The organism is Hyphobacterium sp. (assembly GCF_965229905.1).
Taxonomy (GTDB): domain Bacteria; phylum Pseudomonadota; class Alphaproteobacteria; order Caulobacterales; family Maricaulaceae; genus Hyphobacterium.
In genome coordinates, this window is the sequence record NZ_OZ245930.1 from 703,709 (window position 1) to 721,833 (window position 18,125).

General features: G+C 62.7%; 14 protein-coding genes. 9 read left to right on the plus strand and 5 right to left on the minus strand.

Features of this window, described 5'->3' with window-relative positions; translation table 11 throughout:
- Nucleotides 1-39: 39 nt before the first annotated feature.
- Complete coding sequence (locus tag ACO08C_RS03530; protein ID WP_421787613.1) at nucleotides 40-516, minus strand: GAF domain-containing protein; 477 nt, start codon at nucleotides 514-516, stop codon at nucleotides 40-42.
- Nucleotides 517-650: 134 nt separating this feature from the next.
- Here ACO08C_RS03530 and ACO08C_RS03535 point away from each other — a divergent pair, with 134 nt between their 5' ends.
- The 7 genes from ACO08C_RS03535 (at nucleotide 651) to ACO08C_RS03565 (ending at nucleotide 8,858) form a co-directional block, all read left to right on the plus strand.
- Nucleotides 651-1,487 (plus strand): SIMPL domain-containing protein, encoded by an 837-nt coding sequence (locus ACO08C_RS03535; RefSeq protein WP_421787615.1) that lies wholly within the window; start codon nucleotides 651-653, stop codon nucleotides 1,485-1,487.
- A 68-nt stretch (nucleotides 1,488-1,555) separates the two neighbouring features.
- Nucleotides 1,556-2,473 carry an SDR family NAD(P)-dependent oxidoreductase gene (locus ACO08C_RS03540; protein ID WP_421787617.1) on the plus strand — a complete coding sequence of 306 codons (918 nt, stop codon included), beginning with the start codon at nucleotides 1,556-1,558 and terminating at the stop codon, nucleotides 2,471-2,473.
- A gap of 301 nt (nucleotides 2,474-2,774) precedes the next feature.
- Nucleotides 2,775-3,827, plus strand: coding sequence for a ribosome small subunit-dependent GTPase A (gene rsgA, locus ACO08C_RS03545; protein WP_421787619.1), 1,053 nt, complete (start codon nucleotides 2,775-2,777; stop codon nucleotides 3,825-3,827).
- 99 nt (nucleotides 3,828-3,926) lie between these two features.
- Nucleotides 3,927-5,129, plus strand: coding sequence for an acetyl-CoA C-acyltransferase (locus tag ACO08C_RS03550; RefSeq protein WP_421787620.1), 1,203 nt, complete (start codon nucleotides 3,927-3,929; stop codon nucleotides 5,127-5,129).
- A gap of 14 nt (nucleotides 5,130-5,143) precedes the next feature.
- On the plus strand, nucleotides 5,144-6,853 hold the full coding sequence (locus ACO08C_RS03555) for a class I adenylate-forming enzyme family protein (protein WP_421787622.1): 1,710 nt from the start codon (nucleotides 5,144-5,146) through the stop codon (nucleotides 6,851-6,853).
- Between the two features lie 2 nt (nucleotides 6,854-6,855).
- Nucleotides 6,856-7,908, plus strand: a complete 1,053-nt coding sequence (locus tag ACO08C_RS03560) for an AI-2E family transporter (RefSeq protein WP_421787624.1) — start codon at nucleotides 6,856-6,858, stop codon at nucleotides 7,906-7,908.
- Nucleotides 7,905-8,858 carry a calcium/sodium antiporter gene (locus tag ACO08C_RS03565; RefSeq protein WP_421787626.1) on the plus strand — a complete coding sequence of 318 codons (954 nt, stop codon included), beginning with the start codon at nucleotides 7,905-7,907 and terminating at the stop codon, nucleotides 8,856-8,858. The genes ACO08C_RS03560 and ACO08C_RS03565 overlap by 4 nt, the downstream gene beginning before the upstream one ends.
- 13 nt (nucleotides 8,859-8,871) lie before the next feature.
- Here ACO08C_RS03565 and ACO08C_RS03570 read toward each other — a convergent pair whose 3' ends face one another.
- Nucleotides 8,872-10,782, minus strand: a complete 1,911-nt coding sequence (locus ACO08C_RS03570; protein WP_421787628.1) for a PhoX family protein — start codon at nucleotides 10,780-10,782, stop codon at nucleotides 8,872-8,874.
- A 172-nt stretch (nucleotides 10,783-10,954) separates the two neighbouring features.
- On the opposite strand from ACO08C_RS03570, the gene ACO08C_RS03575 reads away from it, so the two are divergent.
- Nucleotides 10,955-13,114, plus strand: a complete 2,160-nt coding sequence (locus ACO08C_RS03575) for an acylase (RefSeq protein WP_421787630.1) — start codon at nucleotides 10,955-10,957, stop codon at nucleotides 13,112-13,114.
- Here ACO08C_RS03575 and ACO08C_RS03580 read toward each other — a convergent pair.
- Together ACO08C_RS03580 and ACO08C_RS03585 are read right to left on the minus strand one after the other, a co-directional pair.
- Nucleotides 13,111-14,478 carry a M28 family metallopeptidase gene (locus ACO08C_RS03580; RefSeq protein ID WP_421787631.1) on the minus strand — a complete coding sequence of 456 codons (1,368 nt, stop codon included), beginning with the start codon at nucleotides 14,476-14,478 and terminating at the stop codon, nucleotides 13,111-13,113. The genes ACO08C_RS03575 and ACO08C_RS03580 overlap by 4 nt on opposite strands.
- 65 nt (nucleotides 14,479-14,543) lie before the next feature.
- Nucleotides 14,544-15,248 carry a carbonic anhydrase gene (locus ACO08C_RS03585; protein ID WP_421787633.1) on the minus strand — a complete coding sequence of 235 codons (705 nt, stop codon included), beginning with the start codon at nucleotides 15,246-15,248 and terminating at the stop codon, nucleotides 14,544-14,546.
- A gap of 232 nt (nucleotides 15,249-15,480) precedes the next feature.
- Between ACO08C_RS03585 and ACO08C_RS03590 the strand changes: the two genes are divergently transcribed.
- Nucleotides 15,481-17,577, plus strand: a complete 2,097-nt coding sequence (locus ACO08C_RS03590) for a TonB-dependent receptor (protein ID WP_421787635.1) — start codon at nucleotides 15,481-15,483, stop codon at nucleotides 17,575-17,577.
- A gap of 85 nt (nucleotides 17,578-17,662) precedes the next feature.
- Here ACO08C_RS03590 and ACO08C_RS03595 read toward each other — a convergent pair whose 3' ends face one another.
- Nucleotides 17,663-18,088: a hypothetical protein gene (locus tag ACO08C_RS03595; RefSeq protein ID WP_421787637.1), complete on the minus strand. Its 426-nt coding sequence runs from the start codon at nucleotides 18,086-18,088 to the stop codon at nucleotides 17,663-17,665.
- Nucleotides 18,089-18,125 lie beyond the last annotated feature (37 nt).

Sequence of the window (18,125 nt, forward strand, 5' to 3'; positions counted from 1 at the left end):
ACTCCGCCGGACGGCGCCGGCGATCAACGTCCATACACGCTAGGCGGTGAGCAGGCCGCGCGCGATGGCTTCCAGGCCGGTCCGGTCGATCTCGTCGAATGCACCGAGTGTTTCGCTGTCGACATCGAGCACAGCGGCGAGCCGGCCGTCCGCATCGAGCACCGGAATGACGATCTCGGAATTGGTGCGGGCGTCGCAGGCGATATGGCCCGGGAAGGCGTGCACATCCTCGACCAGCTGGGTTTCCAGCGTTTGCGCCGCCGTTCCGCAAACCCCCTTGCCAAACGGGATGCGCAGACAGCCCATCGTGCCCTGATAGGGGCCAACGACCAGCTCGTCCGGCTTTTGCGGATCGACCTCGTAAAAGCCGGTCCAGAAAAAGCGCGGCCTGAAGGCTTCGGCGAGCAGGCAGGAGGCTGTTGCAAGACGCGCCGTGCGGCTGGTTTCGCCGGTGACCACCGCCTCAATCTCCTTGCGGAGCTCTTCGTAGCGGGCGCGTTTTTCTTCGGGCGTCATCGATTTGCCTTTTGAGAATAAGGGTCTGACGGTGTATTGTGGTCGCCGGGGGAAGATTACAAGGGGGTGTCATGCGGTATTTCGGGGGTCTCCTCGTGGGCGCCAGTGCGCTTGCACTCGGGGCATGCGAACCGATGAACGGCGATCCGGTCCCGGTCTGGGCGCGCGGACCGGTGATCGAGGCGCAGGGCCGCGCCTTCATCGAAGTGCCCGCCAACCGGGCGCGGTTCCAGGTCAGTTTCGAAGGACGCGCAGACAACAGTCCGGATGCCTCCCAGCAGGCCGTCTTGCGCGCCAATCTGGCGGCAGAGGCTGTGCGGCTCGCCACCGGGGGCAATGTCCGCATTACCTCCAATCTGTCGGTTCGGCCCTATTACGAGCAGGTCACCGAGCGCTTCGGCGAGAATGGCGAACGGCTGGTTGAAAACCGGCATCCCGATGCGCTGCTCGGCTATGTGGCCACCGTTGAGATGAATGTGGTGGTTCTCGATCCGGACCGTACCAGCGAGGCACGCGGCGCGGCTCTCGCCGCCGGACCGGTGAATTCCGGCAATGTCCATTTCTTCCTCGAACCCACCGCAGAAGATCAGCGGCTCGCCTTTGCGGCTGCCGTGAACGATGCGACCGAACGGGCCCGGATTGTGGCGGATGCGGCGGGCTCACAGCTCGGCGAGATCGTGACGCTGCAGGAAGGCCAAGGCCCCTGCCTCGGTTCGCCGTCAACCGAGACCGGATATGACGAGTATGCGCGTTATGCGTCCGCAGCTCCGCCGCCGCCTCCACCCCCTCCGCCACCGCCCCCGCCGCCACCGGGAAGCGGGATGACGCCGGAGCAATTACTGGCAGAGCTGGACCGGTATGCGCTGGCCGCCGACCGCGAACCGCAACGCGTAACCGCCAATGTCTGCGCTGTCTTCAGCGTTGACGATGATCCCGTCGGCCGCAGCGAACGCGGCTCGTCGCATTCCTGATATTGAGGGCTGGCATCCGCCCGGCCCGCCGCTAGGTTTCCGTCCGGACACCGAGGGAGGAAACCGCCATGATCCGTTTCGACGGGCGCACCGCCATCATCACCGGGGCCGGAAACGGGCTTGGCAAAAGCCATGCGCTGCTGCTAGCCGCCCGCGGCGCCAATGTCGTGGTGAACGATCTCGGCGGCAGCGTCGATGGCTCCGGCGCTTCGTCCTCGGCCGCGCACGCGGTGGTGAAAGAAATCACCGACAAGGGCGGGACGGCCATCGCGCACGGCGCCGATGTGACGAAGCCGGATGAGGTCGCCGACATGGTCGATCAGGCCATCAAGGCGTTCGGGGCGGTGGACATCCTCGTCAACAATGCCGGCATTCTGCGCGACAAATCCTTTGCCAAAATGTCGCTTGAGGATTTCGAACTGGTTCTGAACGTCCATCTGATTGGCTCGGTGACCTGCACCAAGGCGGTCTGGGAGCACATGAAGGACCGCGGCTACGGGCGGATCGCCATGACCAGCTCCTCGTCCGGCATTTACGGGAATTTCGGACAGTCCAATTACGGCGCCGCCAAGATGGGGCTGGTGGGGCTGATGAATGTGCTGAGCCTCGAGGGCAAGAAAAACAATATCCGCGTCAACACGCTCTCACCCACAGCGGCGACACGCATGACGGAAGGCCTGCTGCCGCCCGCAGCCCTGGACTTGATGACAGTCGAAAGCGTGTCGGCGGGGCTCGCCTATCTGGTCAGCGAGGATGCGCCGGAGCGCACCATCCTCTGTGCCGGCGCGGGCGGTTATGCAGCGACGCGGATCTACGAAACGCCGGGAATATACCTGCCGCCGGACCAGCAAACGCCGGAGGACGTGGCGGCGAATTTCGACCGCATTCTCGACCCGGATGGCCAGGAGATGTTCACCGACGGCTCGGGCCAGACGATCAAGTTCATCAGCTCTGCGGCCAAGCATTTCGGCGTTTCGCTGGGATAGCGGGCGCTGCGCGCAAACCCGCACCGCCTCCCCGCTGAATGGGTTTGGCTCCATCGAAAGAAGAATTTAACTTGTTTCGCGGGATCAAGCGCCGATAATGGTGACCGGTTTTCACACAGGAGGACAGATTACATGGCCATTGTGATTTTCCGCCTGAATGGCGGGGCGAGCTGACGAACCATCGTCAGAGCGGCTAAACGGCCGTTCCCGCATATCGTTCCGTACATTCACACGAGACAGGCTGCCGGGTCTTCCGGCGGCATGATTTTGTCTGGCCTGCGGGCCTCTACGGAACACCGATATGACTGACATGACACTTGAAGAACTGGGCTGGCGCCCAGCCTTCTTTCAATCGCTCGATCTCGATCAAGATTCACTCGAGGATCTGGCCAGAATTACCGCCGTCCATCGCGACGGTTATGAGGCGATCACGCCAGACGGCGAATTACGTCTCCGCCCCATGCCGGCTGACGTCGAAAACGGAGCCCGCGCGACTGTAGGCGACTGGATCGTAATCGATCGGGCGCTCGAACGGCCGGCACGGGTCCTCACACGGCAGAGCCTGTTTTCGCGTAAAGCCGCCGGAAGTGCGAATACGACACAATTGATTGCCGCCAATGTGGATGCTGCCTTCATCGTGTCGTCCTGCAATGACGACTTCAATCTGCCGAGGCTCGAGCGATATCTTGCCCTCGTGCGGGAGGCCGGAGCGTTTCCGGTCATTGTGCTGACCAAGGCAGACCTTGCCGACGATGCCGGCGCTTTTATTGAGGCTGCGCGAACCATAACCGCCGAGATGCCGGTCGAGGCGCTTGATGCACGGGATGTCGAGGCCTCAGCGGGGCTCACCGCCTGGCTGGGGCGGCACCAGACGTTGGCCCTGCTGGGCTCGTCCGGCGTCGGCAAAACGACCCTCCTCAACAGCCTCACCGGACGCAACGATGCGGTTGCCACCATTCGTGACGACGACGCCAAGGGCCGGCATACAACGCGTGCCCGCTTCATGAGACCGCTACGACATGGTGGCTGGGCGATTGATCTGCCGGGAATGCGCGAACTCGGACTGGCCAATGCGACAGGCGGCCTGGAAGCCACTTTCGCCGATGTTCTGAGCCTCGCGGACAACTGCCGGTTCAATGATTGCCAGCATGAAAGCGAACCGGGATGTGCCGTCCGTACCGCCATCAATGCAGGCGAGTTGGATCCACGGCGTCTGAGCCGGTTCCGCAAGCTGGAACGCGAAATCGCGCACAATGATGCGACGCTGGCGGAGCGACGTGCCAAGCAGAAGGACTTTGCGAAGATGGCGAGATCGATCCAGTCGCAGCGTTGGGCCCACCGCAACCGGTCATGAGTCCGCGGGCCAAGCGCGGCAAGTTGACGTTAGCGTCATACTGGACAATCCCGGCGTTTCGATCAGCATGCCCGGTAAAGATAATCCGGGGAGTCCACCATGCGCGAAGCCGTCATCGTTTCCACCGCCCGCACGCCGATCGGCAAGGCTTATCGGGGCGCGTTCAACAACACCCAGGCGCAGGAGCTGGGCGGACATGCGATCAAGCATGCCGTCGAGCGATCCGGCGTGGATCCGGCGGAGATCGACGATGTCGTGATGGGTGCAGCCATGCAGCAGGGCTCAACCTTCCAGAACACGGCGCGCCAGTGCCTGATCCGGGGCGGACTGCCGACCAGCGTGGCAGGACAGACGATGGATCGCCAGTGCGCGTCGGGCATGATGGCCATCGCGACGGCGGCCAAGCAGATCGTTTCCGATGGTATGACGGTGACCGTCGGCGGCGGTCTGGAGTCGATCTCGCTCGTGCAGAACGAGCACATGAATCTGCATCGGGCTTTCGATCCGTGGATCAATGAAAACCTGCCCTCGCTCTACATGTCGATGCTGGAAACGGCAGAGATTGTGGCCGAGCGCTACAACATCTCCCGCGACGCGCAGGATGCCTATTCGCTGCAGAGCCAGCAGCGCACCGCCGCTGCGCAGGAAGCCGGCAAATTCAATGACGAGATTGTCCCCCTCGCCTCGCAGATGGGCGTTTTCAACAAGGAAACGAAGGAGATCACCATCCAGGAGGTGACCCTCGATAAGGATGAGGGTAACCGCCCGTCAACGACGCTGGAGGGCCTGCAATCGCTGCAGCCGGTGCAGGCCAATGGCCAGGTCGTCAAGGAAGGCAAGTACATTACCGCCGGCAATGCCTCGCAGCTGTCCGACGGAGCGTCGGCCTCGGTCCTGATGGAGGCCAAGGAGGCCGAGAAACGCGGACTTGAGCCGCTCGGCGTTTATCGCGGTATTGCGGTCGCCGGGCTGGACCCGGACGAGATGGGGATCGGCCCGATCTACGCCGTTCCGAAACTTCTGAAAGCCAATGGCCTCAAGATGGACGATATCGATCTTTGGGAGCTCAACGAGGCTTTTGCCGTGCAGGTGCTTTATTGCCGCGATCATCTCGGCATTCCGGACGAACACCTGAACGTCAATGGCGGCGCGATCTCGATCGGCCATCCTTATGGCATGTCCGGGGCGCGCATGGTCGGTCACGCGCTGATCGAGGGCAAGCGCCGCGGCGCCAAATATGTCGTCTGCACCATGTGTGTGGGCGGCGGCATGGGCGCCGCCGGCCTGTTCGAAGTGGCATAGGCGGGAGTACGGACATGCGCGAACGCCTGCCCGCCCCCAGCCGTGAGGAAATCACGGAAGCCGCGATGAAGCTTATGGGGACAAACCCCTTCTTCGAGGTCGGCGAAGACGAGATCAATGGCGCGACCTATCGTGTCTTCAAGAATGCGCCGAACAACACTGACGGTCTTTTGTTCATGTGCGACCTGCATGCGGACAAAACCGCCGTGGTGTCCGGCGATTTGCGCTGGTCTTTTGCCGACCTTGCCCGCGAAGCCCGGGCTTTCGCTGCCGGTCTCCTGAAGATGGGCGTCAAAAAGGGCGATCTCGTCGCCACCGCGACCCGCAATACGCCGGAATGGATGGCAACCTATCTCGGCACTACGCTGGCGGGCGCGGTGATCGTGCCTCTGAATGGCTGGTGGACCGAGGCGGAGATGGAGTTCGCGCTGCAGGATTGCGGCGCGAAGATCGTGCTGGTTGACGCCGAGCAGTCACCGAAATTCCTGGCGCTCAAGGACACGCTGGGCTTGACGCTGATCTCCGGTACCGGCGAATTCGACGGCGCCGACCGGAGCTGGACATCGATCCGCGATGACGGCGACGGCGAAGCGCCTCCGGCAGGCGTGGTGCAAGCCGACGATCTGATGTCGATCATGTACACGTCCGGTTCGACGGGCGATCCGAAGGGCGTGATGCTCACCCATCGCGGCACCTGGTCCTGCATCCTGTCATTCGGCTTCGTGCTTTCTGCGGCCAAGGAGACGCCGAAAGGTGCGGCCATGGCGGAAGCGGCCGGTGATCTCGGCATCCTCGTCTCCGTCCCCTTGTTCCATGTCACCGGCACCCATCCTGTTTTCATGTTGTCGCTGATCATCGGACGGAAAATGGTGCTGATGCGCTCGTGGAAGCCGGAAGAGGCCGTCCGCCTGATCAAGGAAGAGAAGATCACGAACTTCGTCGGCGTGCCGACCATGTCGCACGAGCTGATGCTGACCGCGGAGGCGATGGGCGAAGAGCTGGAAACCCTGACCGACCTGTCGGCAGGCGGAGCCAAGCGGCCGGCGGATCACGTCAAGCGGCTCGCCGACAGCTTCAAGGGCGCCTATTCGTCGACCGGGTACGGCCTGTCGGAGACCAGTGCGCTGGGCACCTATAACGGGCTCGACGACTATCAGGCGAAGCCGGGATCGTGCGGCCGCGCCGTGCCGCCACTGACCGATATCCGCATTGTCGGGCCGGACGGGAACGACATGCCGGCCGGCGAGCCGGGCGAGGTCTGGATCAAGACGCCGGGCATCTTCAAGGGCTATCTCAACCTGCCGGAAGAGACCGCAAAGACACTCACGCCGGATGGCTGGTTCAAGACCGGCGATGTCGGAACGATGGACGAAGAGGGCTTCGTCACCATCGTCGACCGGATCAAGGACATGATCGTGCGCGGCGGCGAGAATGTTGCCTGCCTCGAGGTCGAGTCGGCGCTGGTCAAGCACCCGAACATCCTGGAAGCCGCCGTGTTTGCCGTGCCGGACGCGCGGCTTGGCGAAGCGGTCGGTGCCGCGATCTATACCGAACCCGGAATCGATATCACGATCGACGAACTCAACGATTTCCTGGAGGAGGATCTGGCGCCCTTCAAACGGCCTGAGCATCTCTGGCATTTCAACGAACCGCTGCCGCGGGTGGGCACCGAGAAGGTCGACAAGCCCGGCTTGCGGAAACAGTTGTTGGGCGCTAACGCCTAGAGATGAAACTCACCCTGGATGCCCGGTTCGTCGTCTTTGCGCTTCTGCTGCTGGCGCTGTTCTGGGCGCTGCGGGCGGCAGGAGATGTGCTCCTGCCATTCCTGATCGCCGGCTTTCTTGCGGTGATCCTGGCGCCCCTCACCCAGCGTCTCTGCAAGGCCGGCCTGCCGCGCTCAATGGCGGCGCTGACCTCAACCGTTCTGGCCATTCTCGTCATTGCAGGACCCATCGTTGCGATCACGCCCATCGTGCTCATCGAAGGGCGCGATCTGGTTTCCCGACTGCCGAGCCTTATCGACAATGTGTTGGAAACCGCCCGGTCGCTGGCCGCCGGATTCGGTCTTACACTGCCGGAGGTTTCACTCGAATCGTTTACCGGTGACGGCAATCCGATGCAGGCGATCGGCAGCCAGATCGCGCGGTCGGTCTCCGGAGCATTGTCAGGCGTCCTACTGACCTTTCTGACGCCGGTCGCGCTGTTCTTTTTCCTCAAGGACTGGCCGGGCATCGCCGAGACCCTCGGCAAGCTGCCGCCGCGCCGTTATGCGGACGAGCTGCGCCGCATTGCGCGTGAGACGAATGTCCAGTTGTCGCGCTATGTCCGCGGGCAAAGCCTCGTCGTGCTTGTGCAGGCAATCTATCACGCCGCGGCGCTGGCGGTCATCGGCCTCAATTACTCGGTGGCGATCGGCATCCTGACAGGCCTCTCCGCCATCATTCCGGTGGTCGGAAATCTCATCATGTTCACGCTCGCCATGCTGGTGGCGATCAGCCAGTATGACACGCTCTGGCCGGTGCTGGCGGTGATCGCGGTCTATGGCGTGGCGCAAGTACTGGAAACGGTCTGGCTGGCACCGCGCCTGGTCGGCAGCCAGTTGAAGCTTCACCCTTTATGGATCATGGCCGGCCTTCTGATCGGCGGGGCGCTGTTCGGCTTCCTCGGCGCACTGTTGGCACTGCCAATGGTCGCGGTTGGCAGCGTGCTTGCGGAGCATGCGCTGCGGGCCTGGCGCGAGAGCGAGTTCTACAAGAAAACCGAAGACGGCGCAGGATGATCACGGCGCTGTTCATCCTTGGCGGGCTTGCGCTTTTGGCTTTCGGCGGGGATGCGCTGGTGCGCGGAGCGGTGGGTATTGCCGGGCGGCTGAACTGGTCGCCCATGTTTGTCGGCCTGGTGCTGGTCGGCTTCGGAACATCGATGCCGGAGCTGGCGACCAGCCTGCAAGCCCAATCCGCGGGTGTGCCCGGCGTTGCCGTCGGCAATGTCGTCGGGTCCAACATTGCGAACATCCTGCTCATTCTCGGGCTGGGCGCGGCGCTGCGCCCGATCCTTGCCGTTCGCGAAGCGCTGTTGCGGGACGGGATCGCACTTTCGCTGACAACGATCGCCGCGATCGCATTCCTGCTTTATTCGCCTCTCCCCAGTTTCTGGGGCGCGCTGCTGATCGCCATGCTGATCGGCTATGTCGCCCTCAGCTATGTGCTCGACAGGCGTCGCGGCGACAAGGCTGGCGCCTTGCATGAGGCGGAAGCGGCCAGCGCATCCGCGCCGGATCAAATCGGTCTGGCTGTCGGGTTTTTCCTCGGCGGACTCATCGCCGTGATCGTCGGGGCGAGGCTGCTGGTCGACGGCGCAACTACCGCGGCCGCGTCGCTCGGCGTGCCAGAAGCGATCATCGGGCTGACCCTTGTGGCCGTCGGCACCTCGCTGCCGGAATTGGCGGCGACCGTCGCCGCCGCGCTGCGCCGCCAGGGCGAAGTCGCCTTCGGCAATGTCATCGGGTCCAATATTTTCAACGCGGCTGGCATTCTCGGCGCGACAGCCCTGGTCGCGCCACTCGATGTGCCGCAACGCATGGTGAATGAAGACGTCTGGGTGATGCTGGCGGCGACCGCGATCCTCATCCTTTTCGCCTTCACCGGACAGCGGATTGACCGGCGGGAGGGCCTGCTTTTGCTGGCGCTTTATGTCGCCTACATGATTTGGCTGGCGGCGTCGGTCTGACGGTCAGCGGCCGTCAGCTTCCGACGGTTCCGCCGCCACGCTTGCGGATGGCGACAACGGCTGACCGCGCCGGCATGTCGTCCCGGAAGTCCGGCCAACGTGTCGTCGGCGACTCGAAAGAAGCTCCGCGGCCATCGCCGGGATGCTGAACCGCGAGAAACAGGGTTTCGCCGTCCGGCGTGAATCTCGGGCCGCAGACTTCGGCACCTGCGGGGGCCCGAAAGAAAGCCCGGCCCGTACCTCGCCGCTCGCCGGTCGTTTCGATGGCCCAAAGCCCGTCAGCGGCACCCGTGTCGTCATTGCCATCGGTGGCGACCCATAACTGCCCCTGCGGATCGACCGCACAATTGTCGGGACTGGCAAACCAGCCATCCGGGCTGGTCAGCGGGTTCCAGGTTGCGCCGAATTCCGGGTTTCGCGGATCGCCACAACGCACCAGCATGTCCCAGCGGGACCGGGTCGCCGTAAAGTCTCCCTCCGGTTCGGTGATCTCGATAATGTGCCCGAAAAGATTGTCGGCGCGCGGGTTGGCCGCGTCGACCTGGTCTTCGCTGCGCCAATGATTGTTGGTCAGCATGACCCAAACCTTGCCACTGCGCGGGTCGGGTTCGACATCTTCCGGACGATCCATCGGTGTGGCGCCCAGCAGGTCTGCGGCACGGCGCGTCTCGATCAGCACATCCGCCTGCGAGGCAAAACCGTTTTCCACGGTCAACGGACCCTCGCCGAATGTCAGCGGCAGCCAGACGAGCGCGCCATCGGCCTCAAAGCGCGCGACATAAAGCGTACCGTCATCCAGGAGGTCGCGGCTGGCCTGCGGGTTGCGGGCATCGAACCGGCCCGCCGTGACGAATTTGTAGACATAGTCGAACCGCTGATCGTCCCCCATGTAAAGCACGACCCGGCCATCCGGCGCGACGACACTCTCGGCGCCTTCGTGCTTGAACCGGCCGAGGGCCGTGCGTTTTTTGGGCGTCGAATCGGGATCGAAGGGATCGACTTCCACCACCCAGCCAAACCGGTTGGGTTCATTAGGCTCTTTCGATACGTCGTAGCGATCGAAATGGTGGCCCCAATGAGATCGGCTGGACGGCACGCCATAGCGCTCATGATTAACGAATTCGGGATTGTCTGCGGCCAACTCGCCGAGGAAATTGTTGTTGAAGTTCTCCTCCGCCATCAAATAGGTGCCCCACGGCGTGATGCCGCCCGCGCAATTGTTCACGGTGCCGGAGACGAGCCGCCCAGACGGGTCCTCGGTCGTCACCAGGCGGGGCGAGCCGGCGGCCGGACCGGTCAGTTCCATCGGTGTGGTGTGGGCCGTGATCCGGCGGTTGAAGCGCGAACCGATTACCGGCCGCCAGCCGGCCGGCGTTTCCTCGATTTCCAGGACCGTCCCGCCGTGCGCCGCCATTTCGGCCAGGCAGTATTCGCGGCTGATCGGATTGGAACCGTTTTCGGCGACGCCCGGAAACATCATGCGGGTCGAAACATATTCGTGGTTGATACAAAGCAGGCCGCGCGCCCGCCCGCCGGTGCCGGGTAGCGGCACAAAACCCACATAATCATTGTTGAACCCGAATTGCCGGAGCTGAGCCGCTTCGGTCTGATTCATCGGGTCAAAGTCGGGGCTGTCGTCGAACAGCTTGTCGCCCCAGCGGATCAGGATATCCGCGTCATAGCCCGGCGGTACATGGTGGGTCATATCGTATCCGCGACTGATTTCTTCGAAGCCGAAGGCAGAGCCGGTCGAATTCGGCCAGATACCGCGCACCGATGCACACCCTGATAGCGCCACTCCGGAAACGGCCGCCAGACCGCCGAGAAACCCACGCCGGCTGAGGCGCGCCTCGATGATGTCGCCCATCGTTGCGGCGCCGGACGCAATCCGCGGGTTCGACGGGGTATCGTCAGAGTCGTACATACAATGGCATCCATGCTCGTTTGCGGGCCACGCATAGCGTCCGAGTGCGACAGTTTCATCACTGCCCCCGCGACACAGCCGCGATCTTGGCCCAAGCTTTACACAAACTGGGAAAATCGAAGGCTGACGCCGGAGTTCAATGCGCTATTTTGTCCCCCACGGGAGGGACGGCATGCGGCGATTGTTATGGCTTGGCGGCGGTGCGATCGTTTTCGCACTCGCCATTCTCGCAGCGATGGCCTGGACCCCTGCACCGCCCGGCCCCGACCGGGACGCGGTCCATACCGCCAGTGCGCGATACGCCGCCCGCATCGTGCGTGACGCCTATGGCGTGCCGCACATTTTCGGGGCCCGTGACGCCGATGTGGCTTACGGTCTGGCGTGGGCCCATGCCGAGGACGATTGGGAGACGATTGAAACCACCCTGCTGGCGGCCCGCGGCCAGCTGGCGCGCTATGACGGCCAGGCCGCGGCCCCGACCGACTATATCGTCCGCCTGCTGCGTATCAACGAAACCGTGGCCGACCGATATGCGCGGGACTTGTCGGATGACACGCGTGCCCTGCTCGAGGGCTATGCCGCCGGATTCAATGCCTGGGCACTGGAAAACGAATCCCGGGTCCGCGCCGGCGTTCTGCCGCTTACCGGTGAAGACATCGTGGCGGGATTCGTATTGCGCACCCCCTTCATGTACGGGCTGGACGCGGACCTGGCCGAACTGTTCGCGGATGAGCGCCAACGCACCGTTTCCATCGGTGAGCGCGATACGGCTTGGCATGTCATCGACGGGACCAATCCGGAGCTTGGCTCGAATGCGATCGCCATCGCTCCGTCACGTTCGTCGGACGGCGCAACGCGGCTGATCGTCAACTCGCACCAGCCCTTCACCGGCCCCGTGGCCTGGTACGAGATCCGCGTCCGAAGCGAAGCAGGCTGGAATGCCGCCGGCGGCACCTTTCCCGGCGCGCCGCTGGTGCTGCACGGGCACAATCGCGATCTCGGCTGGGCCCACACGGTGAACCATCCCGATCTGGCCGATATATATGTCCTGGAAATCAATCCGGATGATGACAACCAGTACCGGCTGGACGGGGATTGGGTGGATTTCGAGACCGGCACGGCGGATCTGCGCGTGCACTTGTTCGGCCCCTTTTCCTGGGTATTCAAGCGCGAACTTCTGTGGTCAGCGCACGGTCCCGTGATCCGACGCCCACACGGCACCTACGCCGTACGCTATTCCGGGTTCGACGAGATCCGGGCCGTCGAGCAGTGGTACCGGATGAACCGCGCCAGCGGCTTCGACGACTGGATGGCGGCGATGGAGATGCGCGCCATTACCAGTCTCAATACGGTCTATGCCGACCGAGAAGGCCGTATCGCCTATCTCTACAATGCGCGCATGCCGCTGCGGGCGGACGGTTACGACTGGCAGGAATACCTGCCCGGCGACCGGTCCGAACTGATCTGGACAGAGTATGCCCCGATAGCAGACCTGCCCGCCGTGATCGATCCCGAGGCGGGCTTTGTTGCCAATGCGAACAATACGCCGTTCCGGGCGACCTCTCCCGACGAGGATGCCTCCGCGGCGGATTTCGCAGCAAGCTTTGGTATTGAAGCCGAGATGACCAATCGGGGTCAGCGGCTGCTGGCGCTTCTGGATGCTGACCCGTCCATCAGCGATTCCGAGCTGCTCGCCTACAAATTCGATCTGCGCTACGCGCCGGATTCGCCGACGGTACGACTCGTATCGGAATTGCTGGCGATGGATCTCGACGATAATCCGCTGCTGATCGAAGCGCAGCGTGTGCTGCGCGGCTGGGATTTCTCGGCCGATATCGCCAATCGTTCGGCTGCCCTGGGCGTGCTGGTGGCAATCAAGTGCATCGAAAACCGTCACGATTTGCGGCCCTGGACCTGCGATCCGGCCGAAGCGCTGGGGCAGTCGGCGCGCGATCTGATGGATCATTATGGCCGGCTGGATCCGGAATGGGGCACGGTCAACCGGCATGTGCGCGGCGAATTCGATACGCCGGTCGATGGCGGACCGGATATTCTCCGGGCGATCTATTGCGGCTGCCACGCCCTCAACGATGATGGACGTTTCGAAGGGGTCGCCGGCGACACCTACATCATGGCCGTGGAATGGGATGTGGAGGGCGCGCTACGCAGCCGCGCGATCCACCAGTTCGGATCGGCGACGCTGGACGAATCCTCACCGCATTATGCCGACCAGGCGGATGAATTCGTGGCGATGGAGTTGCGCGAGATTCCGCTGGAGATGGGCGCGCTGATGGCCGAGCACACCGCGGATTACACGGTCGGCAGGCGCTAATCCCCGAAACTGCCCATCGGGCCAGGGAAGACCACCGGGCTTTCCGACCCGTCCGCGGCGACCGAGGCGACGCCGAAATAGTAATTGTCGATGACGACATTCTCCAGCGTGTATTCGGTGACATTGCCGACGAAGCGCGAGAACTGCCATTGCGGCTGGTCGGTGTAACGCCAGTAGACGCGATAGCCGGCGAGATTGGCCGCAGCCGCCGGGTCGGGCGCCGACCAGCGCAGCGTGGTGTCCGGCGAGACGGCGCCCTCGATTTCGACATTCGCCGGGAAGGGCGGCGCGCCGGCCATCAGCGCAAGCGCCGCGGCGTTAAGCGAGGTCAGCTTGGCGGCATAATCGAAATCCACGAACTCGATCGTGTCCCCGTAGTGGCGGCCGTCCTCATTGCGAAGATCCTGGTGCTGGCGGTCATAATGCTCGTGCACCTCCATGATCCGAACGCCGGGCATCCCGACATCATTGAACGGGCGGTGGTGTCCACCACGCCGGAAGCGGTCGAGCCGGTAAACCAGCATGGTGTCGAGATTGGGAATGTACTGGTCGGCGACGCGATCGATGAAACGCGCCAGGTTGCGCGACGGGCTGTCGACTTCGCCACCCTGGAAGCGGCGTGTGATGGCTTCGGCCGGCGTTTCATTGGACCGGGTGCCTTCGGAGAAGATGCGCGCGGTGGAGTTGTCGATGACGCCGTCAATGCCGGCGATATTGCCGATCATGTCATTGTTCAGAACCGCCTTGATGCGCCATCCCTGTTCGAGCGCATGGGCAGCCACGATTTGGCCGCCGAACAGGCCCTGCTCTTCGCCCGCCAGGGCCGCATAGATGATAGAGCCGGCAAACTCACGCTGTGAGAGGACACGCGCCGCCTCAATGACGCCGGCAAGACCCGAGGCATTGTCATTGGCGCCGGGGCTGTCCCATTCGAAATTCAGAGGGTTGGTGACACGGCTGTCGATATCGCCCGCCATCATCACATAGCGGTCCGGCTCAAGCGTTCCGCGCTGGATGGCAAGCACTGAGACCACTTCGGTTGCCCAAGGGATGCGAGGCTCACCTTCAATCGTGTCGGAAACGTAGACCACGTCGAGGCAGCCTCCACAGTCCGCCGAGATGCGCTCGAACTCGTCGAAGATCCAGCGCCGCGCAGCGCCGATGCCGCGGGTCTCGCTTTCCGTGTCCGACAGGGTATGGCGGGTGCCGAAATCAACGAGCGTCTGGATGTCGCTCTCGATGCGGTCGGCGGACACTTCGGCCACGATGTCGTGGACGGCAAGCACTTCGCCGGGCGGGGCGGTCTGGGCGATGGCGATCGACGGCAGGCCGAGCGCAATGGCAGCAATCATGACGTGGCGCATAAAAAATCTCCCCGGGATGAATGTCCCGGGGAGATTAATGCAGTCAGCGCCGGAGGCGAGTCCGGCTAGTCGTTTTCCAGCACGAAGCGGCGATTATGCGGCTGCACCGGGCGCGCCGTGTCGCCGAACAGGCCGCGATAGGCTTCGATCTGGGCCGAAGAGGCTTCGAGCGGCTCGGCCAGAACCGTCCAGGCCACAATCTCCGAGCACGGCGGCGTGGTCAGCGAACCGGAATAACGGAAACCGGCATGATCGGCTGGCAGGAAGTTGGTCAGGTCGAGGCCCGACACCGTGCCGGTCTCGCCCTCGGCCGGGATTGCATTCCACAGCGCGGCGAGCTCGGCATTCTCCGCGCCTTCTTCGTAGAACATGCCGACCACCGCGAGATCGCCGTCATCCGAAGCGTGCACGAAGTGCACTTCCAGCGGAAAGGCTTTGCCGTCCACAGTGTGCTCGCTCAAGGAGTGGAAGTGGAATTGGATCAAATCGTAACGGACCCCGTTGAGGATCAGCGCGCCGGCATCGGTATGGGCCGTGAAGTTGAGGCTGTTGCGCGTCAGTTCGACCGTTTCAGCCTGCGTCCAGGCGATCGCCGGCATGATGCCGTCCGCCTCAATCGCCATCGTCAGATCGATCGGGGATTGCTGGATGCCGGTCGCACAGACACCGCCCCAGTTTTCCGGCCCTGTGTCACCGCTGTAACCGTAATCTTGCGCTGATGCCGCGCCCGCCAGCAAAAGACTCACGCTACCAAGAAGTATCGGCTTCATGTTTTCCTCGCAAAACAAGTTGAGCAAATCGGAATGATTCGCACATAGCCGGCGAGTTAGGGCATACCCGCACGAAGCCAAGGGGGATTCGCGATTTTTTGGTTCCTCTGGTCCGTTGCACGAAATCCTCACCTCGGCCGCGCTGCAATTGATAATGCGAATAATTCTTGAAAGCGCTTAGCCGCCTGATAGAGCTGCAAATCATTATCAAGAACGCACGGGGTCACGCGTTATGAAGTTCAAGGTCTCGCTCCTGGCGACAACTCTGTTTGCCTCAAGCTTATCCGCCGGTCCGGCTCTGGCTCAGACCGCCGCGGCCACCGATACGGTGACGGTGATCGGCCACTATCTCTCGCTTGATCAGCTGAATGCGGTAAAGACGCCGACCCCAATTATCGACGTGCCGCAGAGCCTGTCGATCATCACCGAGGAGCAGATTGAGAACCAGGCTTTCACCAGCATTGGCGACGTGCTGCGTTTCACGCCCGGCCTCGCGGTGAGCCAGGGCGAAGGCCATCGCGATGCAATCATCATTCGTGGCAACCAGACGACTGCAGACTTCTTCCTCAACGGCGTTCGTGACGACGTCCAATATTACCGCCCGCTCTACAATATCGAACAGATCGAAATCCTGCGCGGGTCTAACGCCCTGTTGTTCGGCCGTGGCGGTGGCGGCGGCGTGATCAACCGCGTATCGAAAGAACCTGTGCTCGACGAGCGGTTCACCGGCCTCACGGCCAGCGTCGATACGTTCGGCTCGGCCCTGGTGACAGCCGATACCAATCTGGTCGCCGGCGCGAATTCAGCTTTCCGGCTGAATGCGTTCGCTGAAGAGCTGAACAATCATCGCGACGCTTACGAAGGCACCCGCTTCGGCGTGAACCCGACCTTCGGCACCGAGCTGACGCCGCAGACCTCGCTGGTCCTGTCGTACGAGTATCTGAATGACGACCGCGTCGTGGACCGGGGTGTGCCGTCCGTCTCCGTCGCCGGAGGCCCCGACGTGCCGCTGGAAGGCTTCAACAACACCTTCTTCGGATCGCCGGACCGAAACGCGACGCGGCTGGAAGCGAACATTCTCCGGGGCCGGCTGGATCACAGCTTTTCGGACAGGCTGCGCGGCAATCTCACCCTGCAATATGCCGATTACGACAAGATCTATCAGAACCTCTATCCAGCCGGGTTTGACCAAGGCGCCAATACCGTCACGCTCGATGGTTACCGCGATACCACCACGCGTCAGAACCTCATCCTGCAGGGCAATCTGATTGCGGAGTTCGACACGGGCGGCATCGGTCACACCCTGCTTATCGGGGCAGAATACGGCGATCAGGACACCGCAAATGCGCGCCTCGACAGCTTTTTCGGCGTCAGCAATGACGATCGGGTCACGATCCCGTTCACCGATCCGTTGAATATTCCCGCCTTCGGCTTTGTCGTGCCGGTGCGGGACCGGGAATCCGAGGTCAGCTTCACCTCGTTCTACATTCAGGACCAGATCGACCTGACCGATAATTTCAAGCTCATCCTGGGCGCCCGTCTCGACCGGTTCGATGTGTCGGTGCTCGATCTTCGGGCGGTCTCGCCGACGGATGACGGCCGCCGCGGCCGCGTCGATGACGAGATCTCGCCGCGCTTCGGTTTCATCTACAAGCCGGCCGAGAATGTCTCGATCTATGCGAGCTATTCGGAAACCTTCCTTCCAAGCGCAGGCGACCAATTCCTGACGCTGTCGACGACGACCGAAGATATCCGCCCGCAAAGCTTCGAGAACCGCGAAGTCGGCGTGAAGTGGGACATCCATCCCATGCTGAGCCTGACGGTTGCGGCCTTCCGCCTGGAACAAGGCCTCTTCACCACCGTCGACCCGGACGATGCGTCTATCGTCACGACGGTGCCGGGCAGCACCACGGACGGGTTTGAGGTCCAGATCATCGGTGATCTGACCGATAACTGGTTCATCAGTGCTGGCTACTCCTATCTCGACGGCGAGGTCGAAGGCGGCGCATTCGATGGCAATCGTTCGCGCCAGACACCTGAAAACATGCTCTCGCTCTGGACCCAGTATCAGGTCAACGACAGGCTCGCGATCGGCGGCGGCGCGTCCTATCAGGACGAATATTTCGTGGGCGAGGACAACAGCGTGCTGGTGCCGGATTATGTCCGTCTCGATGCCGCCGTCTTCTATGACCTCTCCGACGACACCCGCCTTCAGCTGAATATCGAGAATCTGCTCGACGAGGACTATTTCCCCGACGCGCACTCGAACGACAACATCTCGACCGGCGAGCCGCTGAATGCCCGCCTGACGGTGCGGCACCGGTTTTAGGTGCGGGCGGTTGGCGTCTGCCAAGAAGGGCGGGCTTTCGGGCCTGCCCATTTGCAGTGGATAATGGGATTACTGCAAGGCCCCTTCAATCGTTCGGGCTTTTTTGCCCAAGCCGAATTGACCAATCGATACCCGCCAACAGCAGGGTAAGTGCTCCCCGCGCGATATCCACAATCACGTACTGATCCAGCACGCCATCGCGGCTGAAATAGAGTGCAATGCCGATGCCCAGAAAATAGGCGCCCACAACAGAACCGGTAACCGCGCCGGCGCGGTTACCGCCAAGAGTCCAAGCGATTGCCAGCAGGCTCAATACGACCAAAAGCGCCTGACCCGCGCTCACCAGTGTCAGCAGGCCTGCCAGGTTGAGGGCCAGGTCGGCCGAAATCCCATTGCTTTCGAGTATTTGGCCTGGGTTCATCGCAAGCTGAGTGAAGAAGCTTGCCTGATAGAATGCGTGAAATCCCAACAGGAGAACGAGTGCGGCGAGGTTGATGCGCTGCAGGTTCATGGATGGCACCCAATTGAGAAACGGGCGAACGGCTCGC

Coding starts and splice junctions, on each gene's coding strand:
- ACO08C_RS03565 (WP_421787626.1), top strand. CDS start 7,905: ATGATCACGGCGCTGTTCATCCTTGGCGGGCTTGCGCTTTTGGCTTTC.
- ACO08C_RS03575 (WP_421787630.1), top strand. CDS start 10,955: ATGCGGCGATTGTTATGGCTTGGCGGCGGTGCGATCGTTTTCGCACTC.
- ACO08C_RS03590 (WP_421787635.1), top strand. CDS start 15,481: ATGAAGTTCAAGGTCTCGCTCCTGGCGACAACTCTGTTTGCCTCAAGC.
- ACO08C_RS03560 (WP_421787624.1), top strand. CDS start 6,856: ATGAAACTCACCCTGGATGCCCGGTTCGTCGTCTTTGCGCTTCTGCTG.
- ACO08C_RS03585 (WP_421787633.1), bottom strand. CDS start 15,248: ATGAAGCCGATACTTCTTGGTAGCGTGAGTCTTTTGCTGGCGGGCGCG.
- ACO08C_RS03555 (WP_421787622.1), top strand. CDS start 5,144: ATGCGCGAACGCCTGCCCGCCCCCAGCCGTGAGGAAATCACGGAAGCC.
- ACO08C_RS03535 (WP_421787615.1), top strand. CDS start 651: ATGAACGGCGATCCGGTCCCGGTCTGGGCGCGCGGACCGGTGATCGAG.
- ACO08C_RS03570 (WP_421787628.1), bottom strand. CDS start 10,782: ATGTACGACTCTGACGATACCCCGTCGAACCCGCGGATTGCGTCCGGC.
- ACO08C_RS03580 (WP_421787631.1), bottom strand. CDS start 14,478: ATGCGCCACGTCATGATTGCTGCCATTGCGCTCGGCCTGCCGTCGATC.
- ACO08C_RS03540 (WP_421787617.1), top strand. CDS start 1,556: ATGATCCGTTTCGACGGGCGCACCGCCATCATCACCGGGGCCGGAAAC.
- ACO08C_RS03530 (WP_421787613.1), bottom strand. CDS start 516: ATGACGCCCGAAGAAAAACGCGCCCGCTACGAAGAGCTCCGCAAGGAG.
- ACO08C_RS03595 (WP_421787637.1), bottom strand. CDS start 18,088: ATGAACCTGCAGCGCATCAACCTCGCCGCACTCGTTCTCCTGTTGGGA.
- ACO08C_RS03550 (WP_421787620.1), top strand. CDS start 3,927: ATGCGCGAAGCCGTCATCGTTTCCACCGCCCGCACGCCGATCGGCAAG.
- rsgA (WP_421787619.1), top strand. CDS start 2,775: ATGACTGACATGACACTTGAAGAACTGGGCTGGCGCCCAGCCTTCTTT.